At 42.5% G+C, this 23,081-nt stretch carries 21 protein-coding genes; 16 read left to right on the forward strand and 5 right to left on the reverse strand.

All coding sequences use genetic code 11. The annotated features are described in order from the left end of the window. Position 1 precedes the first annotated feature (1 nt). The 14 genes from paaE (at position 2) to N7E81_RS16045 (ending at position 13,541) form a co-directional block, all read left to right on the forward strand. Positions 2-1,075 carry a 1,2-phenylacetyl-CoA epoxidase subunit PaaE gene (paaE, locus tag N7E81_RS15980; RefSeq protein WP_263050600.1) on the forward strand — a complete coding sequence of 358 codons (1,074 nt, stop codon included), beginning with the start codon at positions 2-4 and terminating at the stop codon, positions 1,073-1,075. A gap of 51 nt (positions 1,076-1,126) precedes the next feature. Beyond that, the gene (gene paaA / locus N7E81_RS15985) at positions 1,127-2,065 is read left to right on the forward strand and encodes a 1,2-phenylacetyl-CoA epoxidase subunit PaaA (protein ID WP_263050601.1); all 939 of its coding nucleotides are present in this window, start codon (positions 1,127-1,129) and stop codon (positions 2,063-2,065) included. Positions 2,066-2,085: 20 nt separating this feature from the next. Then, a complete protein-coding gene (gene paaB / locus N7E81_RS15990; protein ID WP_263050602.1) occupies positions 2,086-2,373 on the forward strand; it encodes a 1,2-phenylacetyl-CoA epoxidase subunit PaaB in 288 nt (95 codons plus the stop codon). 1 nt (position 2,374) lies between these two features. Continuing rightward, a complete protein-coding gene (gene paaC / locus N7E81_RS15995; RefSeq protein ID WP_263050603.1) occupies positions 2,375-3,133 on the forward strand; it encodes a 1,2-phenylacetyl-CoA epoxidase subunit PaaC in 759 nt (252 codons plus the stop codon). 2 nt (positions 3,134-3,135) lie between these two features. Next, positions 3,136-3,621: a 1,2-phenylacetyl-CoA epoxidase subunit PaaD gene (gene paaD / locus N7E81_RS16000; protein ID WP_263050604.1), complete on the forward strand. Its 486-nt coding sequence runs from the start codon at positions 3,136-3,138 to the stop codon at positions 3,619-3,621. Between the two features lie 15 nt (positions 3,622-3,636). Further along, positions 3,637-4,416 carry an enoyl-CoA hydratase-related protein gene (locus N7E81_RS16005; protein WP_263050605.1) on the forward strand — a complete coding sequence of 260 codons (780 nt, stop codon included), beginning with the start codon at positions 3,637-3,639 and terminating at the stop codon, positions 4,414-4,416. A 62-nt stretch (positions 4,417-4,478) separates the two neighbouring features. Beyond that, the gene (locus tag N7E81_RS16010) at positions 4,479-5,636 is read left to right on the forward strand and encodes a 3-hydroxyacyl-CoA dehydrogenase NAD-binding domain-containing protein (RefSeq protein WP_263050606.1); all 1,158 of its coding nucleotides are present in this window, start codon (positions 4,479-4,481) and stop codon (positions 5,634-5,636) included. Next, positions 5,636-6,049, forward strand: a complete 414-nt coding sequence (gene paaI / locus N7E81_RS16015; RefSeq protein WP_263050607.1) for a hydroxyphenylacetyl-CoA thioesterase PaaI — start codon at positions 5,636-5,638, stop codon at positions 6,047-6,049. Before N7E81_RS16010 ends, paaI begins: the two co-directional genes overlap by 1 nt. 3 nt (positions 6,050-6,052) lie before the next feature. After that, complete coding sequence (gene pcaF, locus N7E81_RS16020) at positions 6,053-7,258, forward strand: 3-oxoadipyl-CoA thiolase (RefSeq protein WP_263050608.1); 1,206 nt, start codon at positions 6,053-6,055, stop codon at positions 7,256-7,258. Positions 7,259-7,287: 29 nt separating this feature from the next. Further along, positions 7,288-7,881: an acyltransferase gene (locus tag N7E81_RS16025; protein ID WP_263050609.1), complete on the forward strand. Its 594-nt coding sequence runs from the start codon at positions 7,288-7,290 to the stop codon at positions 7,879-7,881. Positions 7,882-7,970: 89 nt separating this feature from the next. Then, the gene (gene paaZ, locus N7E81_RS16030) at positions 7,971-10,037 is read left to right on the forward strand and encodes a phenylacetic acid degradation bifunctional protein PaaZ (protein ID WP_263050610.1); all 2,067 of its coding nucleotides are present in this window, start codon (positions 7,971-7,973) and stop codon (positions 10,035-10,037) included. A gap of 48 nt (positions 10,038-10,085) precedes the next feature. Next, positions 10,086-10,841 (forward strand): enoyl-CoA hydratase/isomerase family protein, encoded by a 756-nt coding sequence (locus N7E81_RS16035; protein ID WP_263050611.1) that lies wholly within the window; start codon positions 10,086-10,088, stop codon positions 10,839-10,841. 55 nt (positions 10,842-10,896) lie between these two features. Continuing rightward, positions 10,897-12,984 (forward strand): alpha-ketoacid dehydrogenase subunit alpha/beta, encoded by a 2,088-nt coding sequence (locus N7E81_RS16040; RefSeq protein ID WP_263050612.1) that lies wholly within the window; start codon positions 10,897-10,899, stop codon positions 12,982-12,984. A 68-nt stretch (positions 12,985-13,052) separates the two neighbouring features. After that, entirely contained in the window at positions 13,053-13,541 is a 489-nt protein-coding gene (locus N7E81_RS16045; RefSeq protein WP_263050613.1) for a pathogenesis-related family 1 protein, read from the forward strand. Here N7E81_RS16045 and N7E81_RS16050 read toward each other — a convergent pair. From N7E81_RS16050 to tsaD, 5 genes are all read right to left on the reverse strand, one after another. Next, positions 13,538-14,872: a sensor histidine kinase gene (locus N7E81_RS16050; RefSeq protein ID WP_263050614.1), complete on the reverse strand. Its 1,335-nt coding sequence runs from the start codon at positions 14,870-14,872 to the stop codon at positions 13,538-13,540. The genes N7E81_RS16045 and N7E81_RS16050 overlap by 4 nt on opposite strands. 112 nt (positions 14,873-14,984) lie before the next feature. After that, on the reverse strand, positions 14,985-15,494 hold the full coding sequence (locus N7E81_RS16055; RefSeq protein ID WP_263050615.1) for an HNH endonuclease: 510 nt from the start codon (positions 15,492-15,494) through the stop codon (positions 14,985-14,987). A 101-nt stretch (positions 15,495-15,595) separates the two neighbouring features. Beyond that, positions 15,596-16,363: a C40 family peptidase gene (locus tag N7E81_RS16060; protein WP_263050616.1), complete on the reverse strand. Its 768-nt coding sequence runs from the start codon at positions 16,361-16,363 to the stop codon at positions 15,596-15,598. 1 nt (position 16,364) lies between these two features. Further along, the gene (gene smpB, locus N7E81_RS16065; protein WP_263050617.1) at positions 16,365-16,826 is read right to left on the reverse strand and encodes an SsrA-binding protein SmpB; all 462 of its coding nucleotides are present in this window, start codon (positions 16,824-16,826) and stop codon (positions 16,365-16,367) included. Positions 16,827-16,899: 73 nt separating this feature from the next. Beyond that, complete coding sequence (gene tsaD, locus N7E81_RS16070) at positions 16,900-17,904, reverse strand: tRNA (adenosine(37)-N6)-threonylcarbamoyltransferase complex transferase subunit TsaD (RefSeq protein WP_263050618.1); 1,005 nt, start codon at positions 17,902-17,904, stop codon at positions 16,900-16,902. 142 nt (positions 17,905-18,046) lie between these two features. Between tsaD and N7E81_RS16075 the strand changes: the two genes are divergently transcribed. Both N7E81_RS16075 and N7E81_RS16080 read left to right on the forward strand, forming a co-directional pair. Further along, on the forward strand, positions 18,047-22,609 hold the full coding sequence (locus N7E81_RS16075) for a translocation/assembly module TamB domain-containing protein (protein ID WP_263050619.1): 4,563 nt from the start codon (positions 18,047-18,049) through the stop codon (positions 22,607-22,609). Positions 22,610-22,684: 75 nt separating this feature from the next. Beyond that, positions 22,685-23,071, forward strand: a complete 387-nt coding sequence (locus N7E81_RS16080) for a YbjN domain-containing protein (RefSeq protein ID WP_263050620.1) — start codon at positions 22,685-22,687, stop codon at positions 23,069-23,071. Positions 23,072-23,081: the final 10 nt, after the last annotated feature.

A 23,081-nucleotide genomic window follows, 5' to 3' on the forward strand; every position in this document is an offset into this window, starting at 1 on the left:
AATGCACCATTTTCACCCACTTACCATATCGAAACTCATCAAAGAAACAGACGACTGTGTTTCTTTAGAGTTTGATATCCCTGACGCAAACAAATCCTTGTTTGAGCACAAACAAGGACAGCATGTAACCTTGCGAAAAATCATCAATGAAGAAGACGTACGCCGATCCTATTCCATCTGTACCAGTCCAAAGGAAAACAAACTCAAAGTAGCTATCAAAAAAATAGCTAACGGCGCTTTTTCCACATATGCCAATGAAGTACTGACAGCTGGTGACGTGCTAGAAGTCATGCCTCCTTCTGGCAGTTTCAACACCGAGCTGAATCCAACACAAGCAAAAAACTATGTTGGGTTTGCAGGCGGCAGTGGCATCACTCCTATTATCTCTATTATGAAAGCCGTGATGGACACAGAATCCCAAAGCACCTTCACCCTCGTCTATGCAAACCGCAGTACAGATAGCATGGTTTTTAAAGAGGAAATCGAAGGATTGAAAAACAAATATATCAACCGACTCAACATCATCCATATATTCAGTCAAGAGCACATTGGAATCCCTTTATTCGAAGGTCGGATCGATCAGAAAAAGGTACATGCACTAAACAAAAATGTGGTAGACCTAAAATCGGCAGACGAGATTTTCATCTGTGGCCCTGAAGCAATGATGCTAGCCATCCAATCGGCATTGATAGATTTGGATATTGACAAATCCAAAATACACATGGAGCTATTTACCAGTCCTGTAGGAAAACTTGGTAAAAGTGAGCATAGTATAAAAGAAACTTACGAAGAAGTAAAAGCAAAAATCACCATCCAAATCGATGGCGTAAAAATGGATTTCGACTACAGCAGCAACGATTCTATTCTCGACGCTGCCGCAAAAAAAGGGGCAGATCTCCCCTACGCCTGCAAAGGAGGTGTATGCTGCACCTGCAAAGCCAAAGTAATCGAGGGCAAAGTAGACATGGCTATCAACTATGCCTTGGAGCAAGACGAAATAGAACGAGGGTATATATTGAGTTGTCAGGCTCGTCCAAAAACAGACCGTATCATACTCAGTTTCGACGAAAACTAGCCATTGGTTAGTGAACAGGATATTCAGTAAATTTATACAAAGACCCAAAAGATGAACACGATAGATTTAGAAAAGGAATTTCAGCGTAAGCTAGACGCCGAAGAGAAAATCGAACCCAAAGATTGGATGCCCGATGACTATCGCAAAACACTAATCAGGCAAATCTCTCAACATGCCCACTCAGAGATCGTTGGTATGCTACCAGAAGGCAACTGGCTCACTCGTGCCCCTTCGCTCCGGCGAAAAGTAGCCGCCCTAGCCAAAGTACAAGACGAAGCTGGGCATGGCCTATACCTCTACAGTGCCTGCGAAACACTAGGCGTAGAACGAGACGAACTACTAGAACAGCTGCACACAGGGAAAGCCAAATACTCCAGCATATTCAATTACCCCACACTCACTTGGGCAGATATGGGTGCCATCGGTTGGCTAGTAGATGGCGCCGCCATCATGAACCAAGTACCACTATGTAGATGCTCATACGGTCCCTATGCCAGAGCCATGGTACGAGTGTGCAAAGAAGAAAGCTTTCACCAAAGACAAGGTTATGAAATCATGCTCACCTTATGCAATGGTACACCTGAGCAAAAAGCCATGGCACAAGATGCCCTCAATCGCTGGTGGTGGCCCTCTATTATGATGTTTGGCCCCAATGACGCAGACTCACCACATACTGCACAATCCATGCAATGGAAAATCAAACGATTCACCAACGACGAACTTCGTCAGCGATTCATTGATGCCACGGTGCCACAAGCCGATATCCTAGGGATCAAAATCCCTGATCCTGATTTGAAATGGAATGAAGAAACGAAACATTACGATTTTGGCTCTATCGACTGGGATGAGTTTTGGGCAGTAGTAAAAGGCAATGGCCCCTGCAACAAAGAGCGACTAGCCGCCAGAAACAAAGCACACGACAATGGCGCATGGGTACGAGAGGCCGCATTGGCATACACCGAAAAGAAAAGGAAAAAAACAGCAGCATAACCCCCAAAAAAACAACAACCATGAGTAACAAAAACTGGCCCCTTTGGGAAGTATTTATCAGAAGCAAATCAGGTATCAACCATAAGCATGTAGGTAGCCTCCACGCCACAGATGCAGAAATGGCTATAGAAAATGCCAGAGACGTATACACCCGAAGAAGTGAAGGCGTGAGCATTTGGGTAGTGCCATCCAACACAATCACTGCCTCTGACCCAGAGCAAGGAGACGAGCTATTCGAGCCCGCACAAAGCAAGGTGTACCGCCACCCTACTTTCTACAACCTACCCGACGAACTAAAAAACATGTAAGATGGCTACACAACAAGACACCTATGATTACACCCTGCGATTGGCAGATAACTGTCTGATTCTTGGTCAGCGACTAGCCGAATGGTGCGGACATGGCCCTGTGCTAGAGCAAGACATCGCACTGACCAATATTTCTTTGGACCTGATTGGTCAGGCCAGAAACTACTACCAATATGCCGCTGAGCTAACTGGTAGCAAGAAGAGCGAAGACGATATTGCTTTCCTCCGAAATGACCGAGAGTACAAAAATCTCCTTTTGGTAGAGCAACCCAATATTGATTTTGGGTACACCATCATAAGACAGTACTTCTTCGATGTGTTTCATTTTCATTTGCTTAATGAATTGGCGACAAGCCAAGATAAAACACTAGCTGGTATCGCCCAAAAGAGCCAGAAAGAAGTAACCTATCACAAACGGTGGAGTGGTCAGTGGGTATTTCGCTTGGGCGACGGCACAGACGAAAGTCACGAAAGAACGCAAGCCGCTTTGGATCATTTCTGGCCCTACGCTTTCGAAAGCGTGATTCCTGATACATTAGATAAAAACATGACACAATATGGCATTGGCGCTGACTTGAGCAAAATAGAAGAAATCGTAAAAAAGGAAATTACCAATCATTTGCGTGAAGCTACGCTAACCCTTCCTACCGAAACGTGGAATCAAACGGGAGGCAAAAACGGTCTTCACTCAGAACACTTGGGCTACTTATTGGCCGAAATGCAACATCTACAACGAGCCTACCCTGGAGCAGAATGGTAGACATGAAAACCATATCGCCCACCGTCATATTGAACTTGCTCCGCACTGTGATGGATCCTGAGATTCCCGTACTATCGGTAGTAGACATGGGTGTGATCAGACACATAGACGTGACGGATTATGTGACCGTAACCATCACACCAACCTACTCAGGTTGCCCTGCTATGAATAGTATAGAAGCGGACATCAAAAAATGTCTAATAGATAATGGCTACGAAAAGATAACGGTGAAAACGGTATTGCAGCCAGCATGGACAACCGACTGGCTCACCGAACACGGACGAAAACAACTCCTCGCCTATGGGATCGCACCTCCTCAAGGCAGCACGTCGAAACGGGCATTATTTCTCGAAGAGGAAACGGTACCTTGTCCGCAATGCCAGTCCAAAAACACGGTACTAGTGAGTGAATTTGGCTCTACTGCCTGCAAGGCACTGTACAAATGCCTAGACTGCTTAGAACCGTTCGATTATTTTAAATGCATCTAAAACATTAAAACAACAATGACCCAAACCCTACAATACGACATCCAAGACGGCATTGCCATCATTCGATTCAACAGACCAGACGTTTTCAATAGTTTCAACCGTGAAATGGCACTTGGCTTTCAAGACCTGCTCGATACGTGTGAAAAAAACAAAAGCGTAAGAGCCATATTCCTTACTGGAAATGGCAAAGCCTTTTGTGCTGGTCAGGATTTAGCAGAAGTGACCGCCTCAGAAGCACCCTTTATCGAAAACATAGTTGCAGAGCACTACAACCCCATCGTTAGACGCATTCGAGAAATAGAAAAGCCAATCATCTGTGCAGTCAATGGTGTAGCCGCAGGTGCTGGCGCCAATCTGGCTCTAGCATGCGACATTATAGTAGCCGTAGAAACAGCCACTTTCATACAAGCTTTTAGCAAAATAGGCTTAATTCCAGACAGCGCAGGCACCTTCTTCCTACCCAAACTCATAGGCTTCCAAAAAGCGAGTGCCTTAATGATGCTGGGCGACAAAATATCAGCAATGGAAGCCGAAAAACTAGGCATGCTCTACAAGGTATTCTCTACAGAAGAATTTGAATCTGCAGCTTTCGACATTGCAAAAACCATTTCAAAAATGCCAACACTAGGCTTGGTCTATACTAAGAAACTTTTGAATGCTGGATTGACCAACAACCTAAACGACCAACTAGACCAAGAAGAAATCTATCAATCCAAAGCAGGAAAAACCAACGATTACAAAGAAGGCGTTCAGGCTTTTTTAGAAAAAAGAAAACCTGAATTTACTGGAACTTAAGTACAAAAAATCGAAAAACTTTTTTGTATAAAACCTTGAGTTGAACATCTAGTATCTAAAAAATGAAAATAATAGGAATCATCGGCGCAGGATCCATGGGTAGCGGTATCGCACAGGTAGCTGCTACTGCTGGCCATGAAGTGGTCTTACTAGACAGTAGCAATACCATGCTACAAAAAGCCCAACAGGGCTTAAATAAAATATTGGCTCGGTTAGTAGAAAAAGGCAACCTATCCAAATTAGAGGCTGGAGCTATCTTAGACCGTATCCACTTTACGGGGCAACTAGAGGCCTTTGAAAACTGTGACCTAATCATAGAAGCAATTGTTGAAGATTTGAGCATCAAAAAACAAATCTTCAGAGAACTAGAAACCATCGTCAACAAAAACTGCATCCTTGCTACCAATACCTCCTCACTTTCTGTATCGGCTATCGCCAGTGCGAGCGAAAAGCCACATCGAGTACTTGGCATTCACTTTTTCAACCCTGCACCTCTCATGCCTCTGGTAGAAATCATTCCTGCCATTCAAACCGATCAAGCGGTGGTTTCAACAGCTAGAAAAACCATCAACAACTGGGGCAAAATCACCGTTTTAGCCAAAGACACTCCTGGATTTATAGTCAATCGTGTAGCCAGACCATTTTATGGTGAGGCTTTGAGAATCCTCGAAGAAGGTATCGCAGACGTGGCTACCATCGATTGGGCCATGACAGAAATTGGAGGGTTCAGAATGGGTCCCTTCACTCTTATGGACTTCATCGGCAACGACATCAACTACACCGTCACAGAAACCGTTTTCAAATCCTTCTTTTACGACCCTAGATACAAACCCGCCTTCACACAAAAGCGTATGGCTGAAGCTGGCTATTTAGGAAGAAAATCAGGTAAAGGTTACTACAACTACTCCGAAGGCACAACCCAGCCAGAGCCTGATTTCAATCAAATGTTAGGCAAAAAAATATTCAACCGCATTCTGGTCATGCTGATCAATGAAGCTGCTGATGCCCTGTTTTGGAACATCGCCAGCAAAGAAGATATCGACCTAGCCATGACCAAGGGCGTAAACTATCCCGCAGGCTTGCTAAGATGGGCTGATGAATATGGCATAGACAAATGTGTCAAGCAAATGGACAGCCTCTACAACGAGTATCTAGAAGACCGCTATCGATGCAGTCCATTACTTCGCAAAATGGTCAGAGAAAATAAAAAATTCTATTGATGACAAATCCCAAATCCATAGTAAAACACATGCTCACCCACGACACTTTCAGTCAGTGGCTGGGCATCCGTTTAGAGAAAATCGAACTGGGGTTCTCTCAAATATGTATGACCGTAACAGGCGACATGCTCAACGGGTTTGGCATAGCACATGGAGGCATAACCTATGCTCTGGCCGACAGTGCCTTTGCCTTTGCGGCCAACTCACAAGGCAAACATGCCATCTCTATCGAGACGTCGATCTCTCACACCAAAGCCGTACACGAAGGCGACCTTCTTACGGCTATAGCCAAAGAAGAAAACCTCTCCAATCGATTAGGGATTTACAGCATTACAGTCACCAACCAACACCATGAAATAGTAGCATTATTCAAAGGAACTGTATTTAGAAAAGACACGCACTGGAGTGAATAAATTATGAAAGACGCATATATCATAGACGGAGTCAGAACACCTATTGGCAAATTTGGAGGTACTTTGAGCACCATTCGTACAGACGACTTGGCTGCACATGTAATCCAAAAATTGATGGCTCGAAACCAATCACTAGACCCTGCTTTGATCGATGACTGCCTACTAGGCTGTGCCAATCAAGCAGGAGAAGACAATAGAAACGTAGCCCGAATGGCTGCACTACTTGCAGGACTTCCCTTTTCTGTACCTGGTGAAACTATCAATCGGCTGTGCTCATCTGGCCTTTCGTCCATCATACAAGCCAACCGAGCCATCAAAGCTGGCGACGGCAACCTGTTTATCACTGGTGGTGTAGAGCATATGACACGCAGTCCGCTGGTAATTGCCAAATCAGCAAAGCCATTTGGTACGGATGCTCAAATGTATGACTCTAGTTTTGGCTGGCGATTTATCAATCCAAAAATACATGAACAATATGGCACGGATGCCATGGGGATGACCGCCGAAAACTTAGTAGAAAAATTTAACATCAGCCGATCGGATCAAGATGCTTATGCTTTTCGGTCACAGCAAAAGGCAGCTACAGCCAAAGCCTCAGGACGCTTTGCACAAGAGATTGTCCCAGTATCCATTCCACAAAGAAAAAAAGATTCCATAATCTTCAGTGAAGATGAATTCATAAAAGGCGACACTACCTTGGATGGACTGGCAAGCCTTCGTCCCGCATTCAAAAAAGATGGAACAGTAACGGCAGGAAATGCTTCTGGTCTCAACGACGGTGCAGCAGCCCTATTGGTAGCTTCAGAAGAAGCCGTCAGAATGCATAACTTAAAACCACTGGCACGCATCGTATCTTCAGCCGTCGTGGGCGTTGAACCTCGAATCATGGGAATAGGTCCTGTTAAAGCTACTTTCAAAGCACTCGACAAGGCTGGGTTGACTATGGCAGATCTAGGTGTGATCGAACTCAACGAGGCATTTGCCGCACAAAGTCTGGCTTGCATTCGGGAATGGGGTTTAGCAGACGACGACCCTAGGATCAACCCAAACGGCGGAGCCATAGCCATCGGTCACCCATTAGGGATGACGGGTGCCAGAATCGCCTATTCAGCAGCTTTAGAATTGAAATTGACAAACAAAAAATATGCACTCGTGACCATGTGCATTGGTGTGGGACAAGGCTATGCAGCTATACTTGAAAAGGCATAATTTGATATTAAAGAATCAAAAACAAAGAAATGATATACGAGTTCAAAGGCTTAAAACCAGTTATTGACCCCAGTGCGTTTGTGCATCCACAGGCTACAGTGACGGGCAATGTCTTCATCGGCAAAGACGTATACATTGGGCCAGCAGCAGCTATTCGTGGCGACTGGGGCAAGATTGTGATTGAAGACGGTTGTAATATTCAAGAAAATTGCACCATTCATATGTTTCCTGGCACCACTGTCTACCTCAGAAAAGGGGCACACATCGGTCACGGTGCTGTCATTCATGGTGCTGAAGTAGGAGAAAATTCGCTCATCGGTATGAACGCCGTACTGATGGATCATGTAGTGATAGGTAAAGAATGTATTGTAGGTGCACTCACTTTTGTAAAAGGAGAAATGAAAATCCCAAATAGAAGCCTAGTCGCTGGCAACCCCGCCAAGATAATCAAAGAGGTAACAGACGATATGATCGCATGGAAAACGAAAGGCACTCAGCTCTATCAAGCCTTGCCAAAAGAATGCATGGATACATTGAAAATATGTGAACCGCTAACAACAGCAGAACCCAACAGACCAGAACAGGTAATTAATTTTAAAACTTGGAAAGAAACCAGCAAATGAAAAAAGCAGATCACTAAAACAAGTTTTCAATTAGAATAATGAGACGTTTAAAAAAAGAGCAAAGGTTACATACAACAACCAAATAACTCATGAACCCAGAACTAAATAACCAAATGCCACAAAAAATACAACACTACACCCAAGGACAATGGACAACCGGAACTGGAGACGGTGAAGCCTTACATCATGCCATTACAGGCGAACCGATCTTCACCCATTCAGTCAAAGGTTTAGATTTCAAAGACATCTTAGCTTATGGTCGAGCTGTAGGCAATCCCGCTTTACGCAAAATGACTTTTCAGGAAAGAGGTCTGATGCTCAAGGCACTCGCTATGCACTTACACGCCAAAAAGGAAATATTCTACGAACTCAGCAAAGCAACTGGTGCTACCAGAGTAGACTCATGGATAGACATAGAAGGCGGTATCGGCAACCTCTTTGCCTACGCCAGTCTCAGGAGGCAATTCCCCAACGAAGCCTACTATATAGATGGAGAAACTGCTCCTTTATCTAAAGGAGGTTCATTTGTGGGGCAGCATATCATGGTACCCAAAGAAGGCGTAGCAGTACACATTAATGCTTTCAACTTCCCCATCTGGGGCATGTTAGAAAAAGTGGCCGTCAACTGGCTTGCAGGTATGCCAGCCGTAATAAAACCTGCCGAACAAACCTGCTTCCTCACAGAGCTGATGGTTAAAGAAATCATCAATTCGAAAATTCTACCTGAAGGAGCCTTACAACTCATTGCAGGATCTGGCAAAGGCATCTTAGACCATATAGAAATGCAAGATGTAGTAACCTTTACAGGATCCGCCAAGACTGGTCGTCTACTGAAACAACACCCCAATTTGGTAGAGCATGCTGTGCCATTTACGATGGAGGCAGACTCCCTAAATTCCTCTGTCTTGGGTGAAGATGCAGTACCTGGCACTCCCGAATTTGACCTTTTCATCAAAGAGGTAAAAAAAGAAATGACCATAAAATGCGGTCAAAAGTGCACCGCTATTAGACGAATTATCGTTCCAGAAAAATTAATAGAAGATGTACAAGCCGCCCTAAGTAAAACACTAGCCCAAACCACCATTGGTAACCCTGATGTTGAAGGGGTTCGGATGGGCGCATTAATCAATCATACACAGGTTGAAATAGTAAAACAGCAAATAGAGGCGCTGAAAAAATCATCTGAGGTAGTATATAGCAACGATGACTTCGAAGTGATGGGAGCAGATAAAAACAAAGGAGCCTTCATCTCTCCTACGCTCCTAGTTAACCAACACCCAATGACTAGTGAGGAAGTCCATACAATCGAAGCCTTTGGCCCTGTGAGTACCATTTTGCCCTACAAAAATTTAGACGAAGCCATCGCCATTTCTAAAAAAGGACTCGGTTCTTTGTGTTCTTCTATCGTGACGGCAGATGATCGAATTGCCAAACAATATGTATTAGGTTCGGCCTCACACCATGGAAGGATCTTAGCACTCAACAAAGATTCTGCTAAAGAAAGTACTGGGCACGGGTCGCCCCTACCACTCTTAACCCACGGAGGGCCCGGCAGAGCAGGTGGCGGCGAAGAAATGGGTGGCAAACGAGGCGTGATGCACTACATGCAGCGATGCGCTGTACAAGGCCATCCCACTACAGTCACCGAAATCACCAACGTGTACCAATATGGAGGTGCATACAAGGAAGATATAGCGCACCCGTTTAGCAAGCACTGGGAAGAACTGCAAATAGGCGAAACCTATATCTCTGCCAAGCGCACCGTAACCGAAAGCGACATTGTGAACTTTGCCAATGTGAGCTGGGATCATTTTTATGCACATACCGATGTGACCGCACTCGACGGCACCATTTTCGAGCAGCGCGTGGCCCATGGCTACTTCATCCTATCGGCAGCGGCAGGACTATTTGTACAAGCCAAAAAAGGCCCCGTATTACTTAATTACGGATTGGAAGAATGCAGATTTACAAAACCTGTTTATGCAGGTACGACTATTGGCGTACGCCTAACAGTGAAGGAAAAAATAGATCAAGAAAAGAAAGACGGTATCGCTAAAGGTATCGTGAAGTTTTTAGTGGACGTCTATGACGAAACAGGAGAAACGATTGCCATAGCAACAATTTTAACAATGGTCAAAAAACTGAATCAGGAATAGTAACCTTTTATGACAGGTATCACCTACTCGATAAAAAAGACTAAAAAAATGAACGGAACTGTAAATATTGAAATCAACCAAGGAATAGGCTCCATTACCTTCTTTCATCCGCAAAGCAACTCGTTGCCTAGTGAGATCCTGAACTTACTCGCCGACACCATCACATCTGCAGGGCAGAATGAAGAGGTGAAGGTGATCATACTCAAAAGCGAAGGTGACCGTGCATTTTGTGCAGGTGCCAGCTTTGATGAATTGATAGCCATTAAGGATTTAGAAACAGGCACACAGTTTTTCTCTGGTTTTGCCAAAGTAATCAATGCAGCTAGAAAGTGCCCTAAGTTAATTATCGGCAGAGTGCAAGGTAAAGCAGTAGGTGGCGGTGTAGGACTTGCGAGCGCCGTAGACTATTGCATGGCGACTCAGTATGCCTCAGTGAAGTTGAGCGAACTCGCCATCGGCATTGGGCCATTTGTAGTAGGCCCCGCTGTGGAACGCAAGATCGGCGTATCAGCTATGTCTCAGTTGGCCATCAATGCCACCGAGTGGCACAGTGCCCAATGGGCACAATCCAAAGGCCTGTACACAGAAGTGTATGACAACATAGAAATCATGGACGAAGCCATACATGCATTGGCTCAAAAACTAGCTACATCAAACCCTGAAGCCATGCGGTTGCTTAAGCAAATATTCTGGGAAGGCACAGACCATTGGGACACGTTGCTAACTGAAAGAGCTGGCATGAGTGGTCAACTGGTACTATCAGCGTTTACACGCGAAGCGATAAACTCATTTAAAAACAAATAACAACCCTATTCGTCCTAAACAAGGACGGTCGATAAACAACATTAAATACCCAATAATGGCGACGACAAAAAACACGAATGATAAAACAACCCACATAGGCAAACCGAAACTCCTGAAAGCATACAAGCTCATGGCTACAGCCAAAACACTGGCGGATAAGTATGAGGAAACTTTCAAGACGGTATCCAAATATGTACATGCCACCTCTCGCGGGCATGAGGCCATACAAATTGCCACCGGTTTACAACTTTTACCACAAGACTACTTGTCGGCCTACTATAGAGACGACGCTATGCTCCTTTCCATTGGCTGTACACCGTACGAGCTTATGCTGCAACTCATGGCCAAAAAGGACGACCCCTTTTCGGGCGGACGTACGTATTACTCACACCCTAGTCTCAAAGACGATGACAAGCCCAAAATCCCTCACCAGTCATCAGCTACAGGCATGCAAGCCATACCTACCACAGGTATCGCCATGGGCATCCAATACAAGGAATTGAGAAATATGGACAAAAAGTATAAAGAAGCACCTGTAGTAGTTTGCTCCCTCGGTGATGCCTGCATCACCGAAGGTGAAGTATCAGAGGCCTTCCAAATGGCGGCCCTCAAACAACTCCCCATCATCTACCTAGTACAGGACAACGAATGGGATATATCTGCACATGCCAGTGAAATACGTTCTGCAGATGCTAGCGAATACATTAAGGGATTTCCTAAAATCAAGGCCATGAAAGTAAATGGCACTAATTTTTTAAAGTGCTATAAAACCATGGAAGAAGCTATTCAGTATGCCAGAAAAGAAAGAAAACCCGTACTCGTACATGCTAAAGTCCCCTTACTCAACCATCACACCTCTGGTGTAAGAAAAGAATGGTACCGCGACGATATGGACGAACACATGGCCTACGATCCTTATCCTTTTTTTAGAAAACAATTGATTGAATTAGGTATTCCGCCATCAGAATTAGATAACCGTGACGAAGACGCTCGTTTACTGGTAGATGATCATTATGACCGAGCATTGAAAGCCGAAGACCCTAGCCCACAGGACTTGTTTACGCATGATTTTGTCCCTACCCCCATTACCGAAGAGAGAGGAGAACGTGCCCCTAAAAACAAAGAAAAAGCCGTAATGGTAGACAGCGCTTTGTTTGCCATACAAGAACTCATGGAGCAACATGCAGAATGTCTGCTATACGGACAAGACGTTGGTCTCCGACTAGGAGGTGTATTCAGAGAAGCAGCCACTTTGGCTCAAAAGTTTGGAAAAGACCGTGTATTCAATACCCCAATTCAAGAAGCCTTCATTATTGGCAGTACGGTAGGCATGTCGGCGGTCGGTCTAAAACCCATTGTAGAAGTACAATTTGCCGACTACATCTGGCCTGGGCTCAATCAACTATTCACGGAGGTAAGTAGGTCTTGCTACCTTAGCAATGGCAAATATCCTGTAAGTATGGTGCTGAGAGTACCAATAGGTGCCTATGGTAGTGGCGGGCCGTATCATTCCTCTAGTGTAGAATCTGTAGTAGCCAATATTAGAGGTATCAAAATCGCCTACCCAAGTACTGGAGCGGACATGAAAGGCCTGATGAAATCGGCTTACTATGATCCTAATCCTGTTGTCATCTTTGAACACAAAGGCCTGTACTGGTCTAAGGTAAAAGGCACCGATGCGGCCAAAACTATTGAACCTGATGCAGACTATGTGATTCCATTTGGCAAAGCCAGAATTGCCCTTGAGGCTTCTCAAGCAGCGATTGAAAAAGGAGTAACCATGACCATCATTACCTATGGCATGGGAGTACATTGGGCACTCAACGCCGCTAAGCACTACAAAGGCAGGGTAGAAATCGTCGATCTTCGCACCTTGCATCCCTTGGACACAGTCACCGTCTTTGATACTGTGCGCAAACATGGCAAGTGCCTAGTATTGACCGAAGAACCTGTCAACAACACATTTGCGCAAAGTTTGGCGGCACGGATTCAAGAGAATTGTTTCACATATTTGGATGGCCCTGTCAGAACCATGGGGTCTGAGAATCTGCCTGCAATACCCTTAAATTCGACCTTAGAAGCAGCCATGATACCCTCTATAGAGAAAGTAACTTCATTTATAGGCATGATGCTTTCGGATTAATAAAATTTTCAGTGGCAAAGACTTGAAAGTAGCCTTTAGATTTATGTAACTTGAGTAAAAAAATTACAATGAAATATTCTGCCTTTCTAGTCATTGTCTTCTTGTGTAGTACTCACCTGTCATTTGCACAGAAAGCTGATGAAACAGAGGTAGAACTCCTCATAGATCGTCATAATTTTTGGCGAGCAGATGTGGGAGTAGCACCTATTAACTATTCAGAGGAATTAGCTGAGGTCGCCAACAAATGGGCGATTCAATTGAAATCCCAAGGTTGTGCCTTCAAACATAGCCAGAATGCCTATGGCGAAAACCTATTCAAAGGAACTGTAGGGTATTTTACAGCTGGAGATGCTGTAGACTCATGGGGCTCCGAAAAACAAGACTACGATTACAAAAAAAACAAGTGTACTACTGGGAAAATGTGCGGGCATTACACTCAAATCGTATGGGAAAACACAACCGAAGTCGGCTGTGCTAAAAGCATCTGCGACGGGTCTGTGATCTGGGTGTGCAATTACAACCCCGCAGGCAATTATGTAGGACAGCAGCCGTATTAGGTATCTATTACTGGAAATTCCACACCAAAAATAGACCCTTTCCCCACATCTCCTTCATACCAAACTCGTCCATTGAGCAACTCTGCATATCGCTTGACCAACGATAAGCCCAAACCAGAAGAACTCTCTCCGTCTGTAGGGCGAGCACTCAATTTTGTGAATTTCTTAAATAAATTCAATTGTTCATTCTTGCTAATCCCTGGCCCTTGATCTTTCACAATCACCTGAGCATGTGTGTCTGTAACATTTATCTCAATATTGATTTCTGTCTTAGATTCTGAAAACTTGATCGCATTAGAAATCAAATTCTCAAATATTAATGGCAAATAAATCCCATCCCCATGAATTAGATCCTGATCCGTATTTACTCCCAGTTTGATTGCAATCTCTTTTTTGTGAGCACTCATTTCCATATGAGACACTACCGACTCTAATACCTCTTTGAGACGCACTTCTACTCCATCCATTTTAAGATTTTTCTGATCAGTCAGCTCCATTTCCAATACTCGATTGATCAAATCTTGAGATTTATTAGCCGACTGACTAATCATCTCTTCATACTTTCTTCTCAACTCAGGATCTTTCTCCTCAGCTAGGATAGCTACAAGGCCTGAGATATTGTTTAGAGGACCTTTTAAATCATGCGCCAATATCCGTATGATATATTCCTTCTCCTCTACATGTTTTTGTAAATCAGTCGACTGCATACCAATCGTTTCTTTCTGCTGATTCAGCATAACATTTTTCTCCTCTAGCTCTTGTAAAGCCTTCCGCTGAATAGTTTCGAACACGTAAGCGATAAATAACACCATCAGTAGCAAACCTGGAAGGATAGAGGCAAACCAAGCCGTCCTCATTTCAGGGTTGTACTCTACTGGCAGTTCTTTGCCCTCCAAAGCCATCATCCCAAACCACTGCATGACTAAATATGATATGCCTCCCCAAGCCAAACCAGATAGTCTATTGACAACAAGAATAGCCAAAACAGGAATAGACACAATCCAAGGGTATATGGCCGACCAGAGGCCTCCAGAAAAATAGGTCAATACAAAAACAGCAACGGCGCCCAATAACACATAAATATTTCCCAAAAATGTGATAGGCAGTCGTGTCTTTGACAAGAATGGTAGTAAGCAAAAGCCAACGACATTAAAAACCATCAACTCTACACCTTTTTCATATTCAAAATAGACACTCAACCATACATAGGTATGAGAAAACAGGCTTGTCAGAAAACAGGCTCTGATAAAAAGCCTTGCTTTTCTCAATAAATTGAGATCAGAATAGTAATTAGGGTGGATGAAGTAATCAATGAAATCTGAGACCTTCATACATAGCTTTTAGTAAAAAATATAACCTCTGCACTAAATATAAGTGCGAAATTGGATTCATCACTAAATATTGAAATTTATTCAAAAAAATGACTCGAAATATTTATCTTAATCAAGCTACTGCTGTGGCATTAAGATAAGGCGCCCACTCCTTATTCATAGCACCCAAATTATTTCGCAAAAACATGATATATGACGGTTTGAAAGGTGGTCTTTTCAAAACCAGGCCTGCTTCGGCTAATGAGTAGTTTCCTTTCTTCGCATTACAAGTTTTGCAAGCCGTAACTAGATTATTCCATGTTGATTTACCTCCTTTGGATCTGGGGATCAAATGATCCAACGTCAGGTCTCGATCTACACCACAATACTGGCACCTGCCTTGGTCTCTCTTAAAAATATTTTGTCGGGTGAGTACTACCCCTCGGTATGGCACATGAACATAGTTTTTGACTTTTATTACGGCAGGTAACGGATAGGCTTTAGACACCGTTCTGAGTTTGCTACTTACACTGGCTTCTATCAACTCCGCTTTACCCAAAAAGACAAGCAAGAAAGCACGCTGAATAGTGCACACAGTAAGGGGGCTGTAATCCTGATTCAATACAAGTACTTTTCCTAACATGGTTCTTGTTTGACTATGCAGATTGTTCGATCAACCTGTATGATGCAATGAAAATAGCCAATTCTAACCTAAATCCGAAAAGAAATCAGAAGCATCGCATACTAAGACTGCTCAGGCACTATTTTTTTAAGTAAAATTCTTCGAGCTGTGCATTGATCTCCTCCTACTTGGAGAGCCGTGATTTTTTTCACTTCACCACCGTATATACCTACGTATTCGTCCCCTCCCAAAAAGACATAACCAGCAGCTGGCTGATCGGTAGGAAAGATCAAATCCCCAGGAATGATATTTTCTAAACCTGCGACCTCTTGTCCAGATTTGTACTGCTCTGCTATAGTACGCGGCAACTTATAACCACAGATTTTGAATACTTGCTGAATAAATCCACCATGATCAATCCCAAATGGTGTTTTCCCACCTTGTCGATAGGGTGCATTCAAATATTTTTTAATTACCTCTTTCATGTATTCAAACTCACGCTTTTGCGAAAGGCTTTTTGATTCTCCATTGAAAGCAACTTGTTCTTCCAGCTTGAATAGTTCATTGGTAGAGATCGGTAATACACTTCCTAGCAAAATATGGACGTGCTTTTTCTGAAAGTAGATCGTACCACTCAGGTCTATGCATACTTTGTAGTCTGATAGATTTACTTGGTTGAAATATTCCTCACTGATAGGCGTATACTGGTTCTTATGTATCCAACCTGTGGAGTGATCGAAGTGCAATTGGATTTGCACCATTTCATTTTTTTCACTCAACACCGTATAATGTTCTCCAAACAATAATTCAGACACCAAAACTGAATCCAGTTTGGCTGTGGCTCTCATGGGCACCACGCTGAGGCGGCAGATACCCTTACCTTCGTTCATGTCAATATTGATTTCGTTCTAGCTCTCTTTTTACATCTTTCTCTTTGATGCTGTCTCTTTTGTCATGGATTTTCTTTCCTTTAGCTAGCGCCAATTCTAATTTGGCATATCCCTTATCATTGATAAAAAGTCTGAGAGGGATCAACGTAAGCCCTTTTTCCTGACTCTTGGTGTCGATCTTATCTAACTCGGTTCTGTTTAGCAAAAGTTTTCTTTCTCGTAGTGGTTCATGGTTATTAAAGGTCCCTTGCTCATACACAGCAATGTGCATGCCTTTGATAAACATTTCTCCTCTTGAAATATAGCAATACGCTTCCTGCAAACTCGCTTTTCCTTCTTTTATAGACTTGATCTCGGTACCTTTCAGTACCAGACCTGCTACATATTTATCTATAAATTCGAATTCAAAACTCGCTTTTTTATTTCTTATGTTTACTTGATTTGAAAACCTCCCCTTGCTCATCGTTACGCTATCAAAATAAAGTGATAATATCTATTAAATCTGGCACATACCCAAAAAATGAACGGTGCCTTTCTTAAAATTTCATTCGCGGCATGGGCGATGCCGTCAGCTGGGCAGTGTCTCCTGCTAGCCACTGGTAGTGTGCCGTCATCCCTATCATACCTGCATTGTCTGTACAGTATTGAAACTGGGGTATAAAAACCTCCCACCCTTTTTCTACCGCCAGCTGCTCTAGTTTGGTACGCAGTCCACTATTGGCAGATACGCCGCCTGCTATAGCTACCTGCGACACCCCTTCTTGTTTTACTGCCATTGCCAATTTGCTCAGTAGCATATCAATCAAATGGCGTTGGATGCTGGCACACAGATCTTGTTTATGCTCTTCTACAAAATTGGCATTTTTCATCTTCTCTTTATTCAGAAAATTCATAAAACCAGTCTTGATTCCACTAAACGAATAGTCTAATCCAGGCATCGATGTTTCATTGAAGGTAAAAGCATTTTCATTCCCTTCCTTGGCTAGCTTATCTACTAGTGGTCCTCCTGGATATGGGAGTCCCATAAGTTTAGCACATTTGTCGAAAGCTTCTCCTACAGCATCGTCTGTAGTTTGTCCCAATACTGTCATATCCAGATAGTCATCTACCCTGACAATCTGCGTATGCCCACCACTCACCGTTAGGCACAAAAACGGAAACTTCGGTTTAGGTTTTTCTATGAAATGTGCCAATATATGTGCTTTCATATGATGTACCCCGATCAAAGGAATTCCGAGCGCAAGGGACATTGATTTGGCGAAAGCCCCTCCTACCAACAACGCCCCTAATAAACCAGGGCCTTGCGTAAAAGCAATGGCGGTAAGATCCGACATTTCGACATGAGCAGTTGCCATGGCTTCTTTCACCACAGGGCCAATGGCCTGCTGGTGAGCTCTGGAAGCCAATTCAGGCACTACTCCTCCATACTTACTATGAATTTCTTGAGTAGCTATTACATTGTTCATCACCTTGCCATCTATGCAAATGGAGGCGGAGGTTTCATCACATGAAGACTCTATAGCCAGAATAACATTTTTCACTATAATACTTGTTTTTATTGCATTCGTGGAGATACCAAAAGTACAAATCTGGGCATATTTTTTGTACCATCATTCAAAGTTGCGTAATTACCGATGATTATTATTTAAATAATCCAAATTACTTTTGCGGAGCAGCAGTTTCATGAAGGAAAATTCTCAGAAAAATTCAAAATTAAGGCGTAGGTTATCCAGGCTGTTTTTATGGCTGCCTGTTTTGTTGGTGGCTTTGGGCATCCTACTCTTCTCTGTATTACAGATTCCGAAGGTTCAAACCAAGCTGCTCAACAAAGTCTCTTTTCTCATCTCTGAAAATACTGGATTCGATATCAAAGTAGGCCATGCCAATCTGACTTGGTTTGACCACATGATCATCAAAAATGTACGGCTATATGATCATCAAAATGACAGCACATTAATTTTTGTTGAGAAAATACAAATTAATCTCAAATTGTACGATTTCATCATGCACAGAAGACTGAATGCTGATCGACTCGAACTCGATAGGATACAGGTCCACCTAATCAAAACAACCGATTCCACGGAAGTCAATATTTCTAGATTCATTGCTGATCTTAAAGGCATTTTTAAAAAAAATAACCAAAATAAGAAAAAGAAAACGACTCTTACGTTAGACGAAGTGACGATACGTGATGGTCTGTTTACATATAACGACCTCCGATTTGATACTATCCAGAATGGGAAAGACTACCATCATTTTGCCTTCGACTCCATTCAGTCTAACATTAGCAACCTCACCTTTTCCAATGATAGTTTAGGAATGAACATCGAACAGTTCGTATCTATTGATCCTACTGACCAGCTCAACATCAAGCGTTTCATCAGCGACTTTTCGTACACTAAACAACGCATGACTTTTGGTAACCTGGACCTCAAAACAGACAACAGTAGAATAGGTAATTCGCTGGTATTCGAATACGCTCATTCGGGTCAGTTCAAATATTTCGTGGACAGTATCTCGTTCTACTCCCACCTGAATCAATCCTTGATTAGCTCCGACGACATTGCCTTATTTAGTCCTTCACTTAAGGAGGTCAATAAAAAAATTGATTTTACTGGAGATGTCTATGGTTCTGTGGGACGGCTCAAAGTCAAAAACTTCAACATCAGATCTCAGGGTAGCTCCTACCTCTTGGGTAATGCCGAATTTTATGGACTCCCTACCCTCAAGGAGACTTTCATGAACTTAGAAGTGGAAAAATCAATCGTCGACCCCGTGGATGTATCTAATCTTATCTCAAAAAAATACTTACAAGAAGTTTTAAATATTGGGAAAGCCAATATCGACGGTCACTTCATGGGATTTTTGTCTGATTTTGTGGCGGATGGTGAAATATCTTCTTCGGTAGGAAAGGTCAAAACGGATATCAATTTTAAAATCCAAAAAGACAACAGGGCTTGGTACAAAGGTTCACTAGACCTTCTAAACTTTGACTTAAGAAGCATCTTACACCAGCAAGAGCAGCTCAAAGAAATCACACTCAGCGGCAAAATTAAAGGACACGGCTTGACCATAGACAATGCAAATTTCAACCTAGATGCAAAAGTAGATTCTCTCAAAATTAAAAATTACACCTATCACAATTTGTCCACCAATGGTGAGTTTAAAGTGGGTTTTTTTAATGGTACGCTAGCAGCCAAAGACCCTAACTTGATCTTTCAAGGAAAAGTATCTGTAGATCTTAAAGATCAAAGAAACAAAGTCAATATCAAAGCCAAATTGGACACCATCAACCTACGTCCACTAGGGTTTAGCTCCGAAGAAATAGGAATATCCTCTTTGATCGACATCGACATGAAAGGCTTAAAAACCGATGACTTGGTTGGGTATATATCATTATATGACAATCACATTTCATACGATAAAAAAACATTAAATGTGGATTCTATCAAGTTTCTCTCTTCTTTGATAGGTGCTAATCGGATTATACATTTCGAAACAGACGGATTGACTGGTGAAATGAAAGGAGAATTTCGCAATAGCGTATTCCTCAAAACAATCAGTGAATTTTATAAAGAAATCAAACTCAATATACTAAACAATGAAGAAGACCTACAGGCCTACTACACCAGCAAAATCAACAACACACTAGAACCCTACCACGTAAATATCGACTTGAATTTCTGGGATCTCAATAGGTTTGTACAGCCTTTTTATCCCGACTTCAATATTTCTAAAGAAGTGAAAATTCATGGATCTTTTATACAGGACAGTACCTCTAGGCTCAGTTTACATGGTGCGATAGACACACTCCAAGTATCTAAGACCACTTGGGCAAAAAACTATCTTGACGTGAATATTTCTAAAGAATACTATGATAGAAACACGCTCGCATCAGCCTTTGCCTCTTCCAATAAGCAATTTTGGTCAGACAAATACGAAACGGAAAATACCTTTACCGACATCATCTGGTTCGAAGACAGCATGTCTGTCACGCTCAATATAGAACAGCCCCAATTCTCCAACCGGCTTGCCTTAGCGTCTTCTGTTCGATTTTTTACAGACTCTACGAGGCTGCATTTTCATAATTCAGATATTGAAATTTTAGGCAAGGAATGGATTTGGAACAAACAAAACAAAATCGTACACAGTAATGGTGAATGGAGCTTCAAGAAATTTACAGCTTCTAACGGCCCCGAAAGACTAGAGATTTCTGGCATGTATGCCGAAGCACCTGAAAAATCTCTATTCATTGACCTCAAGGAGTTTAAAATTGAAAACATTCAATCTATCCTAAATAGTAAAATAGAAGGCACTGTGGACGGAAGGGTAAAAGTAAAGCGCCAACCGACCTATGATTTAATAGAAGGCAATCTGATTGTCAACACTCTAAAAATAGAAGATTATCTGATCGGCAATGTGTTTGGGCTCTCTACCTGGGACAGTGAAAATGAGCGCCTTGCGATGAACCTAGATCTCATCCAAAAAGACAAGAAAAAAATTGAAATCAAAGGACTCTATTACCCCAAGAGAGCAACGGAACAACTCGACCTCAAAGCTCGATTTGACAGCGCCAACCTGAAAATAGCAGAACCCTTTATCAAAAAAAGCTTTACTCAAATCAACGGCTTTGCCTCTGGACAATTCACCATCCGAGGCACTCCTAAATACCCCATACTAAAAGGTACGGGCACGATATCCAATGGATCCGTATTGATCAACTACCTGAACACTCGGTACAAATTTAGTGGGCATCTGATTTTTGATGAAAATGAAATTAGCACTAAAAACCTTACCCTCTGGGACAGCGAAGGGCACGTTGCCCACCTGAATGGAGGAGTCTTTCATGACGGATTCAAAAATCCCGTATTAGACTTCAGTGGAGACTTTGAGAACTTCAAGTTATTGAACACCGCAGCTACAGATAATAACGCTTACTATGGCGTGGCCTATGGCACAGGACACATTAATTTTCTTGGTGCCATAGACAATATTAAGATCAGCGCTGAAGCGCAAACGACAAAAGGCACAAGACTTTCTATTCCACTAGGAGAATCATCAGACTCGAGAATCGAGCAAAAAGAGTATATAGAATTCATCGACCTCAAGGATGAACGAAACGTACAAAAAGTGATTGAAGAGGTACATACCCAAGAAAAACTAAAAATCAAAGGGATAGAACTCGACTTAGACCTTGAATTTACACCAGATGCATATGTCGAACTTATATTCGACGTACAAGCTGGCGACATTATCAGAGGTCGAGGCAATAGCAACATCAAACTACAAATCAACACAGACGGTGATTTCACCATGTTTGGTGACTATACCATTGAAACAGGGGGATACAATTTTACGCTTTACAATATCATCAATAAAGAATTTGACATTAAAAAAGGAAGTACCATCTCCTGGTATGGAAACCCTTACGGAGCCAATTTGGACATATCAGCTTCATATCGTCAATTGGCTTCTCTCGCTCCACTCATGGTTAAGTTTCTAGACCCAGATGATACCAATTCACCTGAAACCAGAAAAAAATACCCCTCGATAGTAGATCTCAAATTAAAAGGAAACCTACTTACTCCTGAAATCAAATTCGACATCAATATAGAAGACTATCCACCCAACAACCAACTCCCCAACTCATCAGTCACATTGGATGAAGTGGTCACGGCTTTTAAGGCTCGATTAAAAAACAACGAGCAGGAAATGAACCGCCAGGTCTTTAGTTTGATTATCCTAAGAAAATTCTCCCCAGAAAACAGTTTTCAAGTCAATAGTCAAACTCTTGGCAACAGTTTAAGTGAGTTCGTATCCAACCAACTCAGCTACTGGGCCACGCAAGTCGACGAAAACTTAGAAGTAGACGTAGATCTGGCAGGCTTGTCAGACGACGCCTATAACACCTTTCAGCTTAGACTCTCCTATACATTCTTAGACGGGAGGCTCCGTGTGACTCGTGGAGGCAACCTACCCAATCAAGAGACCAAAGGCGATGTATCCACTATTATTGGGGACTGGACCGTTGAATACTTACTTACGGAAGACGGGAGATTTAGGGTAAAGATGTATAGCCGGTCAGATTTAGATGAAATAGACACCCAAGTAGGTGAAAGCAATTTTGAAACTGGTTTTAGCTTACAATACATCAAAAGCTTTGATCAACTCAATCAAATTCTATCAGACAACAGAAAAAAAAATCTATCTAAAAGAAAGGAAAAAGATCAAGAAAAGGAAATCTAAAATATTCTCTATCAACGCTTTATCTAACCCCTAAATATGTGTATTTTTAACTACGTATAATCAAACCACCAATCAATGGAATTGAACAATTTCATGAAGTCCTACGCTGAAGAGATCAAGGGAAACTTCTCTGAATACGACGATCAACGCTCAGTTATAGTAGTACCGCTCGAAATGGAGAGGCAACAAGCCGTTGTAGGCGAAATTGATCTGGAAAACAATCTCATATCCATCTCTTCTAAGGTATGTGTAGCTGAAGACAATATCAAATACAAAGATCTACTCGTAGAAAATCACAAATCCACCTTTGGCAAGTTCACCATTGTCAATGACTTTTTGAAAGTAGAATCACGCTCACCAGCTGACATCACATCTAACGAAATGTTGAAATGTGCGATCCAAGAAGTAGCCAAACTTGCCGATAAATGGGAACTCAATATCACAGGACGTGATATTTTTTAATTTCTATCAA

It is taken from the genome of Reichenbachiella carrageenanivorans, assembly GCF_025639805.1.
GTDB lineage: Bacteria > Bacteroidota > Bacteroidia > Cytophagales > Cyclobacteriaceae > Reichenbachiella > Reichenbachiella carrageenanivorans.

What these genes read in the sequence shown, in the direction of transcription:
- paaE (WP_263050600.1), top strand. Translation starts at nt 2, where the DNA reads ATGCACCATTTTCACCCACTTACCATATCGAAACTCATCAAAGAAACA.
- paaA (WP_263050601.1), top strand. Translation starts at nt 1,127, where the DNA reads ATGAACACGATAGATTTAGAAAAGGAATTTCAGCGTAAGCTAGACGCC.
- paaB (WP_263050602.1), top strand. Translation starts at nt 2,086, where the DNA reads ATGAGTAACAAAAACTGGCCCCTTTGGGAAGTATTTATCAGAAGCAAA.
- paaC (WP_263050603.1), top strand. Translation starts at nt 2,375, where the DNA reads ATGGCTACACAACAAGACACCTATGATTACACCCTGCGATTGGCAGAT.
- paaD (WP_263050604.1), top strand. Translation starts at nt 3,136, where the DNA reads ATGAAAACCATATCGCCCACCGTCATATTGAACTTGCTCCGCACTGTG.
- N7E81_RS16005 (WP_263050605.1), top strand. Translation starts at nt 3,637, where the DNA reads ATGACCCAAACCCTACAATACGACATCCAAGACGGCATTGCCATCATT.
- N7E81_RS16010 (WP_263050606.1), top strand. Translation starts at nt 4,479, where the DNA reads ATGAAAATAATAGGAATCATCGGCGCAGGATCCATGGGTAGCGGTATC.
- paaI (WP_263050607.1), top strand. Translation starts at nt 5,636, where the DNA reads ATGACAAATCCCAAATCCATAGTAAAACACATGCTCACCCACGACACT.
- pcaF (WP_263050608.1), top strand. Translation starts at nt 6,053, where the DNA reads ATGAAAGACGCATATATCATAGACGGAGTCAGAACACCTATTGGCAAA.
- N7E81_RS16025 (WP_263050609.1), top strand. Translation starts at nt 7,288, where the DNA reads ATGATATACGAGTTCAAAGGCTTAAAACCAGTTATTGACCCCAGTGCG.
- paaZ (WP_263050610.1), top strand. Translation starts at nt 7,971, where the DNA reads ATGAACCCAGAACTAAATAACCAAATGCCACAAAAAATACAACACTAC.
- N7E81_RS16035 (WP_263050611.1), top strand. Translation starts at nt 10,086, where the DNA reads ATGAACGGAACTGTAAATATTGAAATCAACCAAGGAATAGGCTCCATT.
- N7E81_RS16040 (WP_263050612.1), top strand. Translation starts at nt 10,897, where the DNA reads ATGGCGACGACAAAAAACACGAATGATAAAACAACCCACATAGGCAAA.
- N7E81_RS16045 (WP_263050613.1), top strand. Translation starts at nt 13,053, where the DNA reads ATGAAATATTCTGCCTTTCTAGTCATTGTCTTCTTGTGTAGTACTCAC.
- N7E81_RS16050 (WP_263050614.1), bottom strand. Translation starts at nt 14,872, where the DNA reads ATGAAGGTCTCAGATTTCATTGATTACTTCATCCACCCTAATTACTAT.
- N7E81_RS16055 (WP_263050615.1), bottom strand. Translation starts at nt 15,494, where the DNA reads ATGTTAGGAAAAGTACTTGTATTGAATCAGGATTACAGCCCCCTTACT.
- N7E81_RS16060 (WP_263050616.1), bottom strand. Translation starts at nt 16,363, where the DNA reads ATGAACGAAGGTAAGGGTATCTGCCGCCTCAGCGTGGTGCCCATGAGA.
- smpB (WP_263050617.1), bottom strand. Translation starts at nt 16,826, where the DNA reads ATGAGCAAGGGGAGGTTTTCAAATCAAGTAAACATAAGAAATAAAAAA.
- N7E81_RS16075 (WP_263050619.1), top strand. Translation starts at nt 18,047, where the DNA reads ATGAAGGAAAATTCTCAGAAAAATTCAAAATTAAGGCGTAGGTTATCC.
- N7E81_RS16080 (WP_263050620.1), top strand. Translation starts at nt 22,685, where the DNA reads ATGGAATTGAACAATTTCATGAAGTCCTACGCTGAAGAGATCAAGGGA.